This window comes from Arcobacter sp. YIC-80, assembly GCF_044841725.1.
Classification (GTDB): Bacteria; Campylobacterota; Campylobacteria; order Campylobacterales; family Arcobacteraceae; genus Arcobacter_B.
Genome location: NZ_JBJBSI010000005.1, coordinates 147,480 through 165,348 on the forward strand (window position 1 = coordinate 147,480; position 17,869 = coordinate 165,348).

At 27.0% G+C, this 17,869-nt stretch carries 19 protein-coding genes and 1 pseudogene; 3 read left to right on the forward strand and 17 right to left on the reverse strand.

Annotated features, from left to right (window positions below):
• Nucleotides 1-53: 53 nt before the first annotated feature.
• The 8 genes from ACH5BK_RS08805 to ACH5BK_RS08840 are packed head-to-tail and all read right to left on the reverse strand — an operon-like array spanning nucleotide 54 to nucleotide 7,144.
• Nucleotides 54-878, reverse strand: coding sequence for a S1 RNA-binding domain-containing protein (locus ACH5BK_RS08805; protein ID WP_404306507.1), 825 nt, complete (start codon nucleotides 876-878; stop codon nucleotides 54-56).
• A gap of 53 nt (nucleotides 879-931) precedes the next feature.
• A complete protein-coding gene (locus ACH5BK_RS08810) occupies nucleotides 932-1,726 on the reverse strand; it encodes a metal ABC transporter permease (RefSeq protein ID WP_404306509.1) in 795 nt (264 codons plus the stop codon).
• On the reverse strand, nucleotides 1,720-2,481 hold the full coding sequence (locus tag ACH5BK_RS08815; RefSeq protein ID WP_404306511.1) for a metal ABC transporter ATP-binding protein: 762 nt from the start codon (nucleotides 2,479-2,481) through the stop codon (nucleotides 1,720-1,722). The genes ACH5BK_RS08810 and ACH5BK_RS08815 overlap by 7 nt, the downstream gene beginning before the upstream one ends.
• A 50-nt stretch (nucleotides 2,482-2,531) precedes the next feature.
• Entirely contained in the window at nucleotides 2,532-3,275 is a 744-nt protein-coding gene (locus tag ACH5BK_RS08820) for an ElyC/SanA/YdcF family protein (RefSeq protein WP_404306513.1), read from the reverse strand.
• Nucleotides 3,276-5,057: an AmmeMemoRadiSam system radical SAM enzyme gene (gene amrS / locus ACH5BK_RS08825; RefSeq protein WP_404306515.1), complete on the reverse strand. Its 1,782-nt coding sequence runs from the start codon at nucleotides 5,055-5,057 to the stop codon at nucleotides 3,276-3,278.
• Nucleotides 5,057-5,611 carry an AmmeMemoRadiSam system protein A gene (gene amrA / locus ACH5BK_RS08830; RefSeq protein WP_404306517.1) on the reverse strand — a complete coding sequence of 185 codons (555 nt, stop codon included), beginning with the start codon at nucleotides 5,609-5,611 and terminating at the stop codon, nucleotides 5,057-5,059. The genes amrS and amrA overlap by 1 nt, the downstream gene beginning before the upstream one ends.
• An 8-nt stretch (nucleotides 5,612-5,619) precedes the next feature.
• Nucleotides 5,620-6,555 (reverse strand): ferrochelatase, encoded by a 936-nt coding sequence (hemH, locus tag ACH5BK_RS08835; RefSeq protein WP_404306519.1) that lies wholly within the window; start codon nucleotides 6,553-6,555, stop codon nucleotides 5,620-5,622.
• 1 nt (nucleotide 6,556) lies between these two features.
• Nucleotides 6,557-7,144, reverse strand: a complete 588-nt coding sequence (locus ACH5BK_RS08840; RefSeq protein WP_404306521.1) for an ATP-binding cassette domain-containing protein — start codon at nucleotides 7,142-7,144, stop codon at nucleotides 6,557-6,559.
• A 196-nt stretch (nucleotides 7,145-7,340) separates the two neighbouring features.
• On the opposite strand from ACH5BK_RS08840, the gene ACH5BK_RS08845 reads away from it, so the two are divergent.
• Complete coding sequence (locus tag ACH5BK_RS08845) at nucleotides 7,341-7,631, forward strand: c-type cytochrome (RefSeq protein ID WP_404306523.1); 291 nt, start codon at nucleotides 7,341-7,343, stop codon at nucleotides 7,629-7,631.
• A gap of 24 nt (nucleotides 7,632-7,655) precedes the next feature.
• Here ACH5BK_RS08845 and ccoS read toward each other — a convergent pair whose 3' ends face one another.
• Both ccoS and ACH5BK_RS08855 read right to left on the reverse strand, forming a co-directional pair.
• Nucleotides 7,656-7,895: a cbb3-type cytochrome oxidase assembly protein CcoS gene (gene ccoS / locus ACH5BK_RS08850; protein WP_404306525.1), complete on the reverse strand. Its 240-nt coding sequence runs from the start codon at nucleotides 7,893-7,895 to the stop codon at nucleotides 7,656-7,658.
• 9 nt (nucleotides 7,896-7,904) lie between these two features.
• Nucleotides 7,905-10,343, reverse strand: a complete 2,439-nt coding sequence (locus ACH5BK_RS08855; RefSeq protein ID WP_404306527.1) for a heavy metal translocating P-type ATPase — start codon at nucleotides 10,341-10,343, stop codon at nucleotides 7,905-7,907.
• A gap of 138 nt (nucleotides 10,344-10,481) precedes the next feature.
• On the opposite strand from ACH5BK_RS08855, the gene ACH5BK_RS08860 reads away from it, so the two are divergent.
• Nucleotides 10,482-12,104, forward strand: coding sequence for an EAL domain-containing protein (locus ACH5BK_RS08860; protein ID WP_404306529.1), 1,623 nt, complete (start codon nucleotides 10,482-10,484; stop codon nucleotides 12,102-12,104).
• Between the two features lie 2 nt (nucleotides 12,105-12,106).
• On the opposite strand, the gene gmk is transcribed toward ACH5BK_RS08860, so the two are convergent.
• The 6 genes and pseudogenes from gmk to ACH5BK_RS08890 form a co-directional block, all read right to left on the reverse strand.
• A complete protein-coding gene (gene gmk, locus ACH5BK_RS08865) occupies nucleotides 12,107-12,724 on the reverse strand; it encodes a guanylate kinase (protein ID WP_404306579.1) in 618 nt (205 codons plus the stop codon).
• 3 nt (nucleotides 12,725-12,727) lie between these two features.
• Entirely contained in the window at nucleotides 12,728-13,549 is an 822-nt protein-coding gene (locus ACH5BK_RS08870; RefSeq protein WP_404306531.1) for a hypothetical protein, read from the reverse strand.
• Nucleotides 13,546-14,226, reverse strand: a complete 681-nt coding sequence (locus tag ACH5BK_RS08875) for an ABC transporter ATP-binding protein (RefSeq protein ID WP_404306533.1) — start codon at nucleotides 14,224-14,226, stop codon at nucleotides 13,546-13,548. The genes ACH5BK_RS08870 and ACH5BK_RS08875 overlap by 4 nt, the downstream gene beginning before the upstream one ends.
• Nucleotides 14,227-14,265: 39 nt before the next feature.
• Entirely contained in the window at nucleotides 14,266-15,309 is a 1,044-nt protein-coding gene (gene tsf, locus ACH5BK_RS08880) for a translation elongation factor Ts (RefSeq protein ID WP_404306535.1), read from the reverse strand.
• 2 nt (nucleotides 15,310-15,311) lie between these two features.
• Entirely contained in the window at nucleotides 15,312-16,106 is a 795-nt protein-coding gene (rpsB, locus tag ACH5BK_RS08885; protein ID WP_404306537.1) for a 30S ribosomal protein S2, read from the reverse strand.
• 180 nt (nucleotides 16,107-16,286) lie between these two features.
• Nucleotides 16,287-16,949: pseudogene (locus ACH5BK_RS08890) on the reverse strand (SDR family NAD(P)-dependent oxidoreductase); the annotation flags it as partial.
• Nucleotides 16,950-17,103: 154 nt separating this feature from the next.
• Here ACH5BK_RS08890 and ACH5BK_RS08895 point away from each other — a divergent pair.
• Nucleotides 17,104-17,478 (forward strand): hypothetical protein, encoded by a 375-nt coding sequence (locus tag ACH5BK_RS08895; RefSeq protein WP_404306539.1) that lies wholly within the window; start codon nucleotides 17,104-17,106, stop codon nucleotides 17,476-17,478.
• 59 nt (nucleotides 17,479-17,537) lie between these two features.
• On the opposite strand, the gene ACH5BK_RS08900 is transcribed toward ACH5BK_RS08895, so the two are convergent.
• Nucleotides 17,538-17,867, reverse strand: coding sequence for a hypothetical protein (locus ACH5BK_RS08900; protein ID WP_404306541.1), 330 nt, complete (start codon nucleotides 17,865-17,867; stop codon nucleotides 17,538-17,540).
• Between the last annotated feature and the right edge of the window lie 2 nt (nucleotides 17,868-17,869).

Here is a 17,869-nt window from a genome sequence, read left to right on the forward strand (position 1 = left end):
TAAAATAGGATAAAATTTGTCTTAATTAAGACCTATCAATTAAAAGGGTGTTACTAATTGACTCTTATTCCATTATCTTCTAATACTATTTTTTTTTCATTAAGTAGTTTTGTCAAAGTTGCTTTAAATGCTTTTTTACTCATTCCAAAAATATCTTTTATATCTTGAGCATCACTTTTATATGTAAAATTCATAAATCCATTGTTTTGATTTAAAATATCTACAACTTTTTCATCATCAACTTTTTTACCTATTTTTTGTAAAGAAATATCAAGTTTACCATCATCTCTTACTTTTTTTATATAAGCTTTTTTTCTATCTCCAATTTTGATATTTTCAAATATTTCATTATGAAAAATCATTCCTTCGGTTTTATGATTTACTATAACTTTGAAACCTAAAGGAGTTTTTGAATAAACCAAGATATCAACCTCATCGTTTAATTCAAACTTTTTAATATTTTTTTCTAAAGTAAACTTTTCATTAGCAATAAGTCTATTTGTTTTTTCATCAAGTTGTAATTGAAGTACTTTATATCCACCAATTGTGTATGAACTTCTTTGTTTATTTTTAGGTACTAAAATATCTTTTGATAAACCAATATCAACAAAAGCCCCAAATCGTGTAGTATCCACAACTTCCAAAGATGCAAACTCATTTAAATATACATAAGGTTTTAATGTAGTAGCTACAAGTCTATCTTCACTATCTGTATAAATAAATACATCTACAAAAGTATCAACTTCCATAGATTTTTCTATATAAGCATTTGGAAGTAATACCTCTTCTTCATTTTTAGCTATTAAAAATAGTCCAAACTCTGTAACTCTATTAACTCTTAGTGTGTTAGTTTTCCCAACTTCTATTTTTTCATTCATTTATGGTAATTCCGTTCTTAAATTTTATTTAGATTATATCTAAATTTTTTCACTTATTTTCTAATTAACTTTACAACAGTTAAAATAACTACTGCTGAAATAATAATACTAGCTCCTGAACTAATATCATAATAGTAAGATATCCCTAATCCAATAATAGTGAAAAGTGTAGCTAAAGCTGAGCTGATTATCATCATTGATGAAAGTCTTGAAGCAAAACTTTCAGCTAAATATGTTGGAATTGTAAGTAATGCTATTACTAAAATCAATCCTACAGCCTTTATAGCAGCCACTACACAAAGTGATGCTAAAATCAAAATTAGTGTATAAAAAAACTTAGTGTTAATCCCTCGTAAAGAAGCAAATTCATTATCATAAGATACAGCTAATATTTGTTTATAAAAAATCATAACTATTGAAATAATAAAGATATCTAAAATACTCATATATAAAACATCACCACTTGATACAGCAATAATTGAACCAAATAAATAAGACATTAAGTCCACATTATACCCAGGAGTAAGATCAACAAAAATAATTCCTAAAGCCATACCAAATGCCCACATTAAACCAATAATTGAATCTGCTCTATTTCTATTTTTTAGTGTAAGCATAGCAATAATTACAGCTGTAATTATCGCAAAAACTGTAGCTCCAAATAAAACAGGTATTCCTAAATAAATAGCTAGACCTATCCCACCATAAGAACTATGGGCTATTCCACCTGTTAAAAATGTAAGTCTATTTACAACAACTAAAGAACCTATAATACCAGAAGCGATTGAGATTAAAACTCCTGCAAATAAAGCATTTTGAATAAAATCATATTGTAAAGCTTCTAACATTTCATTGCCTTATGTAGTGTATATTCACAACAATCTTTTTTCTGACCTAAAGCAGATAATAACTCCACTTCACAAAGGTGTTCTTCTGTTGTATCTATATCATTTTTTATATTTTCTAAAGAGTGGTAAACCAAATTTTTATTTACATGAGCAACTTTTTTTGCGTAATTTAAAAGTACTGAGATATCATGACTTACTACAACTATACAAATATTTTTATTTAATTGTTTTAGTAATTCATAAATTTCATTTTGACCTTTTACATCAATACTTGCAGTTGGTTCATCAAGTAAAATCACTCTTGGATTTGAACAAAGAGCTCGTGCTATAAATACTCTTTGTCTTTGCCCTCCGCTTAAATCTCCAATTTTTCTATTTTCAAAACCCTTCATACCTACTTGCTCTAGTGAATGTTTTGCACACTCTATATCTTCTTTTGCATAACCAAATATTCTCTTTTTAGCTGTAATATGCCCCATTAAAACTACTTCTAAAGCAGTTATTGGAAAATCAATATTTAAGTTTGTATTTTGTGGGACATATCCTATTTCTTCATTTTTTACATGTTTTATTATTGAGCCAGTTTTTGTTTTTAATAAGCCTAAAATAAGCTTTAAAAGTGTTGATTTTCCACCACCATTTGGTCCAATAATTGCTAAAAAATCTTTACTGTTTATCTCTAGATTTACATCTTCTAATACTTTACTACTTTTAGTATATTCAAATGATAAATCTTTAATTTCTAATATTTTCAATTTTTACCTTTTTGCAACAAAGTCGCAATTATATCAAATTTTTTTTAATTTTAAATATATCCCATAATTTTAGAATATAGTAAACCTATATATTCATGAAAAGCCACCTCAACTTTATACAAATTTCTACTTGAGAAGTATGAAGAAAAACCTTTTTCAACATGAACTAAATGATTAGTAGGTGCAGCAATTGGATTTAATCCTTGCTTTTTAAAAAGCAGCATTGCTCTTTTTATATGGGAAGCTGATGTTACTAAAATAAACTTTTCATTTTTTATGATTTTTTTAGCTTCTATAGCTTCTTGTCTTGTATCTTTAGGGGTATCAAGTCTTAATATATCTTTTGATTTAATTCCTAAGGCATTTGCTAAAAGTTGTTGCATAAAAGCATGTGGATTTTTATCATAGCCACCATAACCAGATACTATAAGTTTTGCATTTTTTAGTTTATTAAAATGCTTTATTCCCTCATTTAATCTATTTTGAGCAATCATATTTACTTGAGAAGTAATACTTAAATTTTCATTACTTATATGCCCATTGCCTAAAACTAATACATATTTTACATCAGGTGTTTGAATTAGTGCTTTATGAGTATTTTCTAAAGGTTCTAAAATCCCATTTGCTATTGGTTGAAAAGATAATAAAGCTAACCAAGAGATAGTAAAAAACAATATGATTTTTGCTTTAGTATATGAGTTTTTAAATAAAAAATAAACTCCTAAAGCAAACATAAAAAGTGCAATTGGTAAAGGAAGTAAAAAAGCTGCTATAAATTTTTTTAGAAAAAACATTTATTTTCCTTTTCCTATTAAAGCCGAAGTATATCCAACTACCCTTGAAGCATCTTTTGTTCTATCATAAGAAGTACAATAGTGTAAAACTTTTGTATCTAAGGTCTTTTTAATTGCACTATTAATCACAGCTTTTACTCCAATTTTTCCACAAGCTTCACAACCTTTATCAAATAAACTCATATCTTTTTTAGCAATTGCATTTAAACAGATATTATCTAGTTTATTTGCTGTTTTTTGATTATGGAAATGACTTAAATCAGTTGAAATTAAAATAAGATTATCTTCATCATCTAAAAATTCATCTATCACTTTGGATAATTTTTCATAATCTATCTTTCCATAGATTATTTCAACTATTGAAGTATCAGGGAAATAGTGCTTTATAAAAGGAGCTTGGGTTTCTGTTGAATGTTCTAAATGTAATTCTTCATTGAAATCTAAAACATCATATTTATCAATAAGCTGCTTTGAATACTCTTTATCAATTTGTATATTTCCAAAAGGTGTTTCATACTCATCATATAAAGCAACACTTGCTTTTTCATAATAAACATTATGTGTAGGACCTATTACTATTACTCTTTTTGGCTTTTTATTTTTACAAATATTATAAGCAATATTTGCAGTAAATCCACTATAAACATATCCAGCATGAGGTACTATCATAGCATTTGTTTCAAAACTTCCATTTACTTTAAAGTTTTTATTAAACTCATCAATATATCTTAAAATTTCTTCTTTTTTTTCAGGATAAAAACTTCCACAAAAACCTGTCTTTCTAACTGTTTTCATTTTAGAAAAAACTCCTTGTATTTCATAATTACAATTTGGACACCTACCATTTCTAAGTTTATTTTCTAAAACTTGAAATCTATTTCTTTTTAATACGCTTTGATTACAATTTGGGCAATAAGTATGATTATCAAAACCTATATTTCCAATATAAGCATATTTAAGTCCAACTTCTTTTGCTATATCATTTGCTAATTTTAAAGACTCAAAAGAAGTGTTTGGTAAATCCATCTCTTTATAATCAGGATGAAAAGCCGAAACATGCCAAGGTGTAAACTCATCAAGCTCTTCTTTTATAAACTTAGCTATTTTTGTCAACTCTTCTTTTGAATCATTTTTTGTGGGTACTATTAAAGTTGTAACTTCCACCCATATACCATTTTTCTTAAAATGCTTTAAATTTTCTAATACTTGTGTTAAGCTTCCACCTAGGCTTTTTTTATAATAGCTTTCATTAAAAGATTTCAAATCAATGTTTACAGCATCAATAATGCCTTTCATATCATCAATTACTTCCCTACTTTCAAAACCATTTGAAACATAGATATTTTTTATTCCTTGCTTCTTGGCTTCAATTGCACAATCTTTTGCATAAGGATAAAAAATTGTGGGTTCATTATAAGTATAAGAAATAGTTTCACATTTATAATGTTTTGCCATTTTAACTATATCTTTTGGGCTATAATAATTTGTTTTATTTATATTATGTTCTTGGGATATTCCATGATTTTGACAAAAAGAACATCTAAAATTACATCCAACAGTACCAATTGAAAAAGATTTTGATTGAGGTAAAACATGATATAAAGGTTTTTTTTCAATTGGATCAATATTCATAGCAGCAGGATAACCATAAACTAAACACTCTATTTTATCCCCTGTGTTTTTATTTACTCCACAAATACCAGTTTGATTTGGTTTTAACTTACAATAATAAGAGCATAACTGACAAACTAGTCTGTCATTTTGCTTTTTATAAAAGTTCATTACTTTATCTTTATTGCTGTGTAAATGTAAATACTTGGTTTGTCTTCTAAACAGTTTTGAGAGAATCCTGCTTTCTTTGAAAGTTGCGTAAAAAACTGTTCAAAAGAAGGAAGCTGTTCCCAAACTTGAGGTAAAAATGTTGCTCTTTTACCTTCAAGTTCTAAAATAACACCATGTTCATTTACTTTTATTTTCTCTTTCAAATCTTGTGTATTTTCATATTCAAGTTTTACAGCAGGAGTTAAAACAGATATTTCAATATCTATATTTTTAAACTCCGATGCTGTTAATCTATTAAATCTTAAATCACTAAAAGCAGCATTATAAGCATTTGAGATTACATCATCAAGTAAACTTCTATGTGCAACAAGTGAACCAATACAACCTCTTAATCTTCCATGCAAATTTAAAGTGACAAAACAAGCTCGTTTTTCTTTTAAAATAGGATATTTATCTACTAATTTTTGTTTATTAATTTCAAAACTACTATCAAATTCATTTAAAATTGTATTTCTAGCAATTTCAAGTAAAACTTGTTCTACACTTATTTGCATTCTTCTTCCTATTTTACTTTTATTATATCCTTAATAGCCTCTATAAACATATCACTATCATTTACACACTTACAAACTCTAAACTCTTTCACTCCAATTTCTTCGGCTATTTCTCTATACTCAATATCAAGTTCAAAATCAGTTTCAGAATTATCAACTGTAAATGCAATAGGATAAATAATCACATTTTCATCTTTAAAATTTTCAAGCATATCATCAAGTGATGGATCAAGCCATTTCATAGGACCTACTTTTGATTGATAAGCTAAATTTATAGACTTAAACTTTTGCCCTTGATCTTCAAGCATTTTTGATAATATTTTTACATGTCTATTCATTTGCTTTTCATAAGGATCACCTTTATCTACAATCTTTTGAGGTAAGCCATGAGCAGAAAATATAAGATTAAATTCACTTGCTTGTGAATTTACTTTTTGTTTTATCTCTTCAACAATACATTTATTGAAAGCTTCATTTTTAAAAAACGTTCCTTTTGTTCTTATTTTAAAAGATTTTTTTGCATAAGCTTTAAAATCTTCTAAAGAAGACTTAGTAGTTGTTGTGGAAAACTGTGGATATAAAGGAAGTAAAGTTACTTCTTCTATTCCATCTTTTTTCATTTGCTCAACTACATCTTTTGCAAAAGGTGGTGTATATCTCATAATTTGATAAGTTTTATATCCTTTTATATTTTCATTTGCTTTATCTACTAACTTTTCAGTTAATGGATTTAAAGGTGAAAATCCACCAATTTCTTCATAGTTTTTCCAAGCACTATTAAGTCTTGAAGTTGTGATAAAAAATGCAATCATTTTTCTAATTAGTTTTGGGGCTGCAATAATATTTTTATCATTAAACATATTTGTTAAAAAAAGTTTTAATTCATTTTTATTTCTAGCTCCACCCATGTTAAGTAGAACTAAGGCTTTTTTATTATTTTCCATTTTAATCCAATCTTATAATTTTATCACTACACCATGTAGCTAAATCAATATCATGTGTAATTAATAAAATTGCACATTCATCTAAATATTTTATTAAAAGTTTCATTACATCATAAGCGATAATATTATCTAAAGCTGATGTTGGTTCATCAACTAAAAGAAGTTTAGGCTTCATTAAAAGTGCTCTTAAAATAGAACATCTTTGTAATTGCCCACCACTTAGCTCATAAGGTTTTTTATACAAAAAATCTTCATTTAAACTCAGTTCTTTCAAATATTTTTTTATATCTTTAGAAAAATCATAATTAATTACATCTTTTATTTGTTCAATTATATTATAAGTGGGATGAAAAGAGTTATAAGGGTCTTGAAAAATAAGACTTAAACTTTGTTTTTCTATAGTTCCACTTTGAGGTTTTAAAGTTCCTGTAATTAATTCAAAAAGTGTCGTTTTTCCACTCCCACTTTTTCCGAAAATTGTAAAGAGTTCACCTTTTTTTAAAGTCATTGAAAAATTTTCATAAATAGGTGTGTCTTTTTTATAAGAAAAGCTTAAATTATCAATTTTTAAAACTGTATTATTTTCCATAAAAACCTCTTGGTAATTTAAAAACATACTATATAAAAAACTGCCTTTAGCTTTCCAAAATTCATTTAAAAAATCTTCACAATTGATACACAATTATAGGTAACACTTATATTGATGTAAAAAAGTTAATTGTGAATATTAAGCTAAGCAAAAAGAAAAAATAGCTAAAATGTTTATTCAAATTCAAGGAGAAACAATGAAGAAATTAGTATTAACTACATTATTCGCTGCAGCAACTGCTGCTACTTTATCTGCTGCATCTTTTGCTGCATGTGCTGGATGTCATGGTGCAAATGGTGAAAAGAAAGCTTTAGGTAAATCTGCAGTTATCGCTGGTTGGGATGAAGCAAAAACAATCGCTGCATTAAAAGGTTACAAAGATGGATCTTATGGTGGAGCTATGAAGGGTGTTATGAAAGGTCAAGTTGCTAGACTTTCTGATGCTGATATTGCTGACTTAGCTAAGAAAATTGCTGCATTTAAATAATTAGTAATTCTTCAAGAGGTTAGTTTAACTAACCTCGTTTTTATTCTCATCTTTCTTTATTTTTGATTCTTTAGCGTTTTTTACTTTTTTTTCTTTATTAATAGCATCATTTAAATCATCTTCACTATCAAAAAGTAAACCATCAACCATTTTATTTGAATCATCAAATTGGCCATTTTTTGCACCCCATACAAAAAGTAATAATAAACCAAAAGATATAATCAATCCCACAATTAACATCATAAATAAAGTATCATTTATCATAAATTTATCCTATTTCATTTTTATTCTAAGCGAATTTACAACAACAAGCAATGAGCTTAAACTCATAGACAATGCTGCAACTAAAGGTATAACATATCCAAACATAGCAAAGGGTATTGTAATTATATTATAAACTAAAGATATAGCTAAATTCTGCTTTATAAATTTATATGTTCTTTTTGAAATTACAAAAGATTGTCTTAAAGACATAAGTGAAGAATTCAGTAAAACTATATCAGAAACTTGCATTGTAATATCTGCTGAATTACCCATGGCAACTGCAACATCTGCATTTGATAAGGCAACAGAATCATTTACACCATCACCTACCATAACAACTGTTTTACCTTCTTCTTTAAGTTTTTTAATAAAATTTGCCTTATCAATAGGAGTTTGTTTTGCATAAAACTTGTCAATTGAAAGTTTTTGGCAAACATCTTTTGCTACATTTTCATTATCTCCTGTAAGCATTATAACTTCAATATTATTTTGTTTTAAATATGAAAGCAACTCTTTTGCATTATCTTTTATTTCATCTTCTAGTTCAAAAGTTGCTATAACTTCATCATTTACTGAAAAAATATAAGTAGTTTTATTTGATTCATATTCATAAGCAATATTATTAGCTTCAATTAATTGTTTATTTCCACCAAGTAAAGTAAAGATATTTGAATCTTCATCTTTATATTTTGCACTAAGACCTTTTGCATCTATACTTTTTATATCATAAAGTTCTTGATAAGTTAAATCATATTTTTCTTCTAAATACTTCTTAACAGCAATACTAACAGGATGTTTTGACGAAGAAGCTAGAGAGTAAAGTAAATTTAATTTTTTTTGATTCTCAGAGCTAATTTCAGTTTTTACAACTTTTAACTTTCCTTTTGTTAAAGTTCCAGTTTTATCAAAAACAACTGTATTTGTTAAAGCAAGTGATTCTATAAACTTAGCTTCTTTGAATAAAAGACCTTTTTTTGATAATAGTGAAATTCCTATTAAACTAGCCATTGGCGTAGCTAAAGCTAAAGCACAAGGACAAGCAATAACAATAACAGATACAGCAACAATAAAAGACTTTTCAAAATGGTTTGTACCCTCATAATCAAAACCTAAATCAACACCAAAAAAATACCAAACTAAAAAAGTTAAAAAAGAAAGAGTTAAAATAGAAACTGTAAAACCTTTTGAAACTTCATTTGCTTTTGATTGTATTTTCGGTTTTGAATTTAAAGAGTCTTCTAATAAAGTTACAATAGAAGAAAAAGTTGAGTTTTTAAAATCTTTTGTAACTTCAAATTCTATCACACAATTTGTATTAATAGTACCACTATATAAACTATCTCCTTGCTTTTTATATACAGGAAGAGATTCTCCTGTAAGAGAAGATTCATCAAAGGAACCACTCCCTTTTTTTACAATACCATCAACAGGAACTTTATCTCCTGCTTTAATTTCAACAATATCTCCAATATTTATGCTATTTAAAGAAATAGATTCTCTTTTACCATCTTTAATTACTACAGCTTCTAAGGGAAGAGTTGATTTTATTTTATCTAAAGTATCTACTGCTGATTTTTTTCCTATTACTTCTAAGTATTTTCCTACTAGAACAAAAGTAATAATCATAGCAACTGAATCAAAATAACTCTCGCCTTTTGCTCCAAATAAAATAAATAATGAATATATGTAAGTAAGAGTAGCACCAGAAGCTACTAAAAAGTCCATATTTAAAACTCTATTTTTTAAACCATAATATGCACCTTTAAAAAATACCCAACCAGAATAAAATAAAACAGGAGTTGAAAGTAAAAACTCCCCTAAGTGAACCATCCATTTAACTTCATCACTCATTCCAGTAAAAAAGCCTGTATATTTAGCAACCCCTAGCATCATAATATTCATACTACCAACAACAGCAACCATCATCTTTATAAAATAATCTCTTTTGGCTTGAGTTGCTTTTTTATCTGCTATTGAAGAATCATAAGCATAAGCATTGTACCCTATGGATCTTATTCGAAGAATTATATCTGATAGTTTTATTTCTTCACTATCCCAAGTAATAACAGCTTTATTAGTTGTAAAATTAATATTTGCTTCTATAATACCTTTTGTTTCAAAAAGTATTTTTTCATTTAACCATACACAAGCAGCACAATGAATTCCTTCAATAATCAAATCAATTTGCTTAAAACCCTCAGGAGTTGTTCTTATATAAGAGCTTTCAAAACTTGCTGTATTAAATTTTTCTAAATCGTCATTATCTAGTTTTAAAGGTGGAGTAATAGTTTTGTTTCCAAGTTTATCATAAAAAGAATCTAAGCCATCATCTTTTAAAAGATGATAAACTCCTTGACATCCTTTACAACAAAAATTTAATTCACCTTCTTTTATCATAATATCATCATCAAAACTTAAATGACAATGATTACACTTTACTTTTGACACTTATAATATTCCTATTTTTTATAAATAATTTTTTAAATTGATATTTATTTCTAGTTTGACAGTCTTTTTTAGTGAATGATTAACTTTATTTATATCTAAATATGATATTATATCGTAATAATTATGGAGTAAATCTTAATGGTAAATAATATTTCTATATTGAAAAACATAACAATACTTTATGCTGAAGATGAAAAAGATTTAAGAGATGTAACCCATCAAATTTTAAAAGGCTTCACCAAAAAGCAATACTTAGCTCAAGATGGACAAGAAGGTCTTGAACTATTTAAAAAAAATCAAGATGAAATTGATTTAATCATTACTGATGTAAATATGCCAAATATGAATGGCCTTGAAATGGTTAAAGAAATTAAAAAAATAAACATGAATATCCCTATCATAGTAGCAACTGCTTTTTCTAATAAGGAGTATTTATTAGAAGCTATTGATATAGGTGTTGATAAATATGTTCTTAAACCAATTGATGTGGCAAAGTTACTACAAGTAATGTCACAATCACTACTTTATCACGAATTAAAAGATTTATATATAGATAAACTTACAAATCTACCAAATAGAAATAGACTAAAGAAAGATTTAGAAACAACAGAAATTGATTTAATGGCTTTACTTGATATTGACGAATTCTCAACTATCAATGATTTATTTGGTGAAAAAAATGGTGATGTAATTCTTTCTGAATTAGCAAAAGCTATAAAAAAACACTTCAATGAAGAACATTTCAAAATCTATAGAATGGAAGCAGATAAATTTGCTATTGTTTATAAAGATAAAAATGAAGATGTTAATAAATTTTATAATTTGTGTAAAAGTTTTGCAGATAAAATAGAAAAAGACTCATTATTTATAAATGAAGATGAAATTGATATAAATGTAACAATAGGTATCGCAAAAGGTGATGGTTCAAGAGCTTTTAAATACTCACAAAGAGTTATAAATTATGCAAGAAGTAAAATGCAAAGAATCATGATTTATAATGAAGCTTTTAATATTCAAGAATCATTTGAAGAAAATATAAAATGGGTTAAACAAGTAAAAATTGGATTTAGAGAAAACCTTTTCCAAGCGTATTTTCAACCTATAGTAGATACATATACAAAAGAGATTTATAAATATGAAGCACTTATTAGATATGTAACAAAAGACAACAAAGAAATTGCTCCTATTAACTTTATAAATGTAGCAAAAAGAACAAAATTATATCCTAATATTATTAAAATTGTTATTGATGATTCATTTAAACTTATTAAAAATAAAAACAAAAGAGTTTCTGTAAATATTTCATTTGATGATATCGCAAATGAAGAAACTACTGCATTTATTTATGATATTTTAGAGCAAAATAAAGAGTACTCTCATCTTTTAGAATTTGAAATATTAGAGTCAGAAGAGATATCAGACTTTGATGAAGTAACAAAATTTATTGAAAATGTAAGAAAATTCAACTGTTCAGTTGGAGTTGATGATTTTGGAGCAGGATACTCAAACTTCAATCTTTTAACATTACTTGATATTGATTTTGTAAAAATAGATGGTTCATTAATTGAAAATATTAATACTTCAAAAGATTTAGAAATTATCGTTACAACAATTGCTAATTTCTCAAAAGAATTTGGTGTAAAAACTGTAGCTGAATTTGTATCTAAAGAAGAAATTTATGAAAAAATAAAAGAATTAAAAATCGATTATTGTCAAGGTTACTACTTTGAAAGACCAATAAACTATGACTGTATTAAGTAGGCTTATTTAAGCCAACTTAATACTATATTTTCTTTATTATAAAGTTTTGTTTTTATTCTAGCAATATTAGCAATACTTACTAATTGCTTTGAAGCAGCTTCTAAATCATCATTTACTATAAAGTAATCATAATCTTGAAAAAACTCTACTTCTTGTTTTGCATTTTTAATTCTTTTTTCTATAACATCTTTTGAATCAGTAGCTCTGTTATTTAATCTACTTTCTAATTGAGTTAAATTTGGAGTTGTTATAAAAACAGAAGTAACAACATCATCTAGTTGTTTTCTAACTAATTCATGACCTTGTACATCAATATCAAAAATTACAAGTTTTCCTTCATTTAAAGCCTCTTTAACTGGCTTTAAAGATGTACCATAATAGTTTCCATGAACATTTGCGTACTCTAAAAAATCACCATTTTCTATATCTTTTTCAAACTCTTCTTTTGAAGTAAATAAGTAATCGACACCATGTTCTTCACCTTCTCTAGGCTCTCTTGTAGTTGTAGATATTGAAAAATAGTAATCTTCAATATCTTTATATACTTCTTTTAATAAAGTAGACTTACCACAACCACTAGGACCTGATAAGATAAGAATTGCACCATGTTTTTCTTTTATCAACTATTTATCCTTTAACACTAATCTAATATCAACGCTTTTGCCACTTGAAAGCTTATCAATCACTTCTTGATTAAACTTTTCTAAAAATGGCTTTAGCTCATTTATACTGTAATCACTTAAAACCAATTTATAAGGTAAAAGCTCTGATTGACCTTGACCTTCATCTAAGTTAAATTCATACTCTTTTACTTCTTCTAGGGCATCATCAATAATATCAGAAATATCTTTCCAATCTTGCTGATCCATAGCTACTTCATTTTGGATTTCTTCTTCTTTTAGAATATTATTGATTTTATTAAGTTCATTATCATCTAAAACTCCACCCTCTTTTAGAGAAGCTAAACTTACTATACTCTCATCATTGTCATCTTCAATATCAGAATAAATATCATCAGCTAAAGACTCAACATACTCAGTAATAGGAATAGTAACTTCTTCATCTTCAAAATAGTCATCTTCAAGATTAGAATGTCTAGGAGTATTTATAAACTTTTCTGTGGCAGCTTTTTCATCTTCTTTTATATTTTCAACTTCTTCTTTAATAATTTCTTGAAGTTTTGTAGGTAAAAAAGGTCTTGGTATTATAAAATCTCTTGATTTATCAAAAGGAAGTTCTTCACTTGAAATAGCTCCAAGTCTTTTTGAATATTGCTTAATAATATTAAACTTATCATCAATAAAACTTTGATCAATTACAATTAAATCATAATTTTCTTTTACACTAGTGTCATCTGTAATTGTTAAATCTAAGTTTAATTTTTTACATACTAATGAAAATATTTGTTCTATTATTGCAGTTTCACATATCAATAATAATTTCACTTTATCTCCTGCAATTTTTTATCAACAAGTTTATAAACTTTATCACATCTCATAGCTAAGTCATTTTCATGTGTAACAAGAATTAAACCTGCTTCTTTTTCTTCAATATAACTAAATAGTGTATCCATAACAATATTTGCTGTATCTTTATCAAGATTACCTGTTGGTTCATCAGCAAATATAATTTTTGGCTTTTTTGTCAAAACTCTAGCAATAGATAATCTTTGTTGTTGTCCACCACTTAGCTCTCCTACAGCTTGATTTAAAACATGCTGTATTCCTAAATCTTTTAGTAATTTATTATCTATTTCTTCTGTACTTAAAAGTTTAGCAATATCTAAATTTTCATTTGCAGTAAACCCTCTGAAAAGATAATGTGCCTGAAATATTATACCAAAATCTTCTCTTCTTATCTTTAAAAGATTTTTTTGCTTTATATTATATAGGCTTTTATTTTCAAAAAACACTTCACCTTTAAAAGGTTTTAGTAATGAAGATAAAATATTTAAAAGTGTAGATTTTCCACTTCCACTTGTACCAATAATAGCAATAGATTGTTTTTTGTATAATGACAGATTTATATTTTCAAAAAGTTCATAATCAAATTTATGAAATAAATTTTCAGCTTTTAAAAGAGGAGAAGTAATGAGTGCCTCTTTTTTATTTTGTACACCCATTACATAATCCTTTTAAGTAGTTATAATTATAAATAATTATTAGTTACCCATTTGTGCAGCAACTTCTGCAGCAAAATCTTCTTCTTTTTTCTCGATACCTTCACCAAGTTCAAATCTTACATACTCAACGATTTCAATTGATGCGTCAACAGCTTTAATAGCTTCTTCAACAGTCATTGAATCATCCATAACATAAGTTTGAGATAATAATGCATGAGTTTTATCTAATTGAGAGTTATCTTCAATCCATCTGTTAATTTTACCAGCAACAATGTTGTCAATAATTTTTTCAGGTTTACCTTGAGCGATTAACTCTTCTTTCATTTCATTTTTTGCAGCTTCAATAGCTTCATCAGTTAATTGTTGTTTAGAAACAAACTGAGGGATATTTTTAAGAGGTTTTCCAAGTCTTACTAACTCTTCATTCTCTTTTTCAATATCAGCAATAATTGCTTTGTTTTCAGATTCAATGAATTCAGCTGATAAATCTGAATAAGAAATAACAGTTGGCTTCATAGAAGCTGCGTGCATTGCAACTCTTTTTAATAATTCAGCAGTCTTTTCTTTAGCAGCGTCATCACATTTAGCAGCTAAAACAACTCCTACTTTTCCTAAGTGAACATAACCATTTACTACAGGACCTTCAACATTTACAACTTTTCTTGCAACTAAGTTTTCACCAATAACTGCAATTTTTTCATTTAAGAAAGTTGTAAAATCTTGACCTTCAATATTAGAAGCAGCTAAAGCTTCTGCATCATTTAAGTTATTTTCTTGTGCATGAGTTGTAATTTGATTAGTTAATGCAATAAACTGCTCATTTTTAGCAACGAAGTCAGTTTGTGAATTAACCTCAGTCATTGTAGCTTTAGTTTTGTCATCATTAACAATAATAGTTACTAAACCTTCAGCAGCAACATTACCTGATTTTTTAGCAGCTTTTGCAAGACCTTGCTCTCTTAACCAAGTTTGTGCTTCTTCGATATTACCATCACACTCATTTAATGCTTTTTTACAATCAAGCATTCCTGCACCAGATTTTTCTCTTAATTCTTTAATTAATTTTGGAGTTGCACCAGCCATAATTACGCTTCCTCAGTTTTTGATTCGTTTGCTTCAGCTTCACCTTCTGCAACAGCTTCAGCTACTACTTCTTGTGCTTCTTCTGCAGAAACAACTTCCTCTTCTTGACCTTCTTCAGCTAATGCAGCTTTACCTTCGTTAATTGCTGCAGCCATTTCATTACAAAATAGTTGAATAGATCTGATTGCATCATCGTTACCTGGAATTGGTAAATCAACTAAATCAGGGTCACAGTTAGTATCTAAAGGAGCAATAACAGTAATTCCTAATCTTCTAGCTTCTTTGATTGCAATTCTTTCTTTTACTGCATCAATAATGAACATCATATCTGGTAATTTGTTCATTTCTTTAATACCACCTAGGTAAAGCTCTAACTTTTGCTCTTTTCTAGAAAGCATTAATGCTTCTTTTTTAGTTAATAAGTCTAATTGACCTTCTTCTCTCATCTTTTTGATGATTTCTAATTTTCTAATAGATTTTTTGATTGTTCCGTAGTTTGTTAACATACCACCTAACCATCTGTGGTTAACGTAAGGCATATCACAAGATTCAGCAGCTCTTTTAATAGCTTCACTTGCTTGCTTTTTAGTACCAACAAATACCATTGTTTGACCTTCAGCAGCTCTGTCTCTTACTACATTATATGTATATCTGAAATATCTTAATGTTTTTTGTAAATCAATAATATAAATGTTCTTTCTTACACCGAAAATGAATTTTTTCATTTTTGGATTCCATCTTCTTGTTTGGTGTCCGAAGTGTACACCACACTCTAATAGGTCTTTCATTGTAACCATAGTATCTCCTTGGATATATTTAAAATTGGGTTTTGCCTCTGTGTCCCTTAATGCAAAATTGCACAACCCATAACAGGAATTTGACACATGTGACATTTCTAATTAAAATTAGAACCGTGATTTTATCTAAGATAAGTTTAATTTTTCTTTAAGCCATAAAACTTAACATATACTTGTATATTAAGCTAGTGATTCATCAAACTCCAATTCAATAATATCTTTATTTTTTTCTAAATTCTCTTTTAATGACTTTGAAAACTCATCAGGATAAACTTCTTTTTTATTCAACTTTATTGCATCAAAAATTTCTTCTACTACTTCAACAGTTGAAGATTTAGGAATATCACTTTCTTTTGTCATATTTGTATCAATAGGACCTGGTAAAACTTCTAATACACTGATGTCTTTAGATTTCATTTCAGCTCTAAGTGCTTGTGTAAGAGAATGTAAAGCACTTTTTGAAGCAGAATATAAGCCCATAACTGGAAAGTTGCATAAAGCCAATACTGATGTAATATTTACAATTTTCGCTCCTTTATTTAGTTTTATAATTAATGATTTTGTTAAATTTAACGTACCAATAACATTTACATCAAAATCAAGAGTTGAAGCTTCAAGTATTCTTTTTTGACTATTTACTCCTGCATTATTTATTAAAAAATCTATATTATCAATATTTAAAGTTAAATTTTTTAGATCTTCTTTATTTGTTATATCTACTTTTACTAACTGAACTTTTGAAGATAAGTTTTGGATATTTCTAGCTTTTGAGATACTCCTTACTGTACAGTAAATCTTTTTTACATTTTGAGTTAACATTTTTTCAACTAATGTTTTACCAAGTCCTCCATTTGCCCACTAATTAAAACTATTTTATTTTCTAAATTCATATTGTTCCTTTGATTTATTTATAAAAGCATACATCAAAAAATCTTTTTTGTCAACTTAATTGACAAAATTGACATTTATTGTTATAATTTCATAAAAAAGGACAATCATGAAAAATTTCCTAACTATACACAGCTCAATATATCTAATATTTGCAGTTGTTTTATTTTTTATTCCAAATCAATTATGGCCACTATATGGTATGCAAATAAATGACGAATATGCAATGTTCTTGTCACAACATAACAGTATTTTTCTTGGAGGGATAGGTTTTATAGGTTTATTCTTTAGAAATATGCAAAGTAATATTGAGGTTTATACACAATTATTGAAAGGTTTATTAGTGACAAATCTTTTAGGTTTTATCATAACTTTTTATGCATGTTTAAAAGGATACTTTTCAGGTTTTGGTTGGTCAGATCCAATTTTCTTTTTTGTTTTATTAATTTTATGTTTTATTGAAATAAAAAAAATAAATAAATAATATTAAAATTAGCTAGGCAATTAGAGTTTACTAAACTTATTGCCTAGTTAATTTTGTCATTATGTAATTGCATTTAAAATTAAAAAAATTGAAAATTCAGCCTCTGGCATAACTATTTTTCTATAAATTACATTTAAAATTAAAAGTAAAATCCACCCACTAACAAAAAAAGCTAAGTATCTTAACTTTTGATTAGTTTTTCTACTATATATATACATTGACTTATTGCCTGTTTCATTTTTTATATCATATATAGATTTTAAAAAGCTTTCTGTGGCAAGAGATAAAATAAATATATAAAAATAATCTATTTTCTCAAATAAAATAAAACTAAATATGGAAAGGCACAATAAAAATGTAACTATCATGAATATATCATCTTTATTCAATA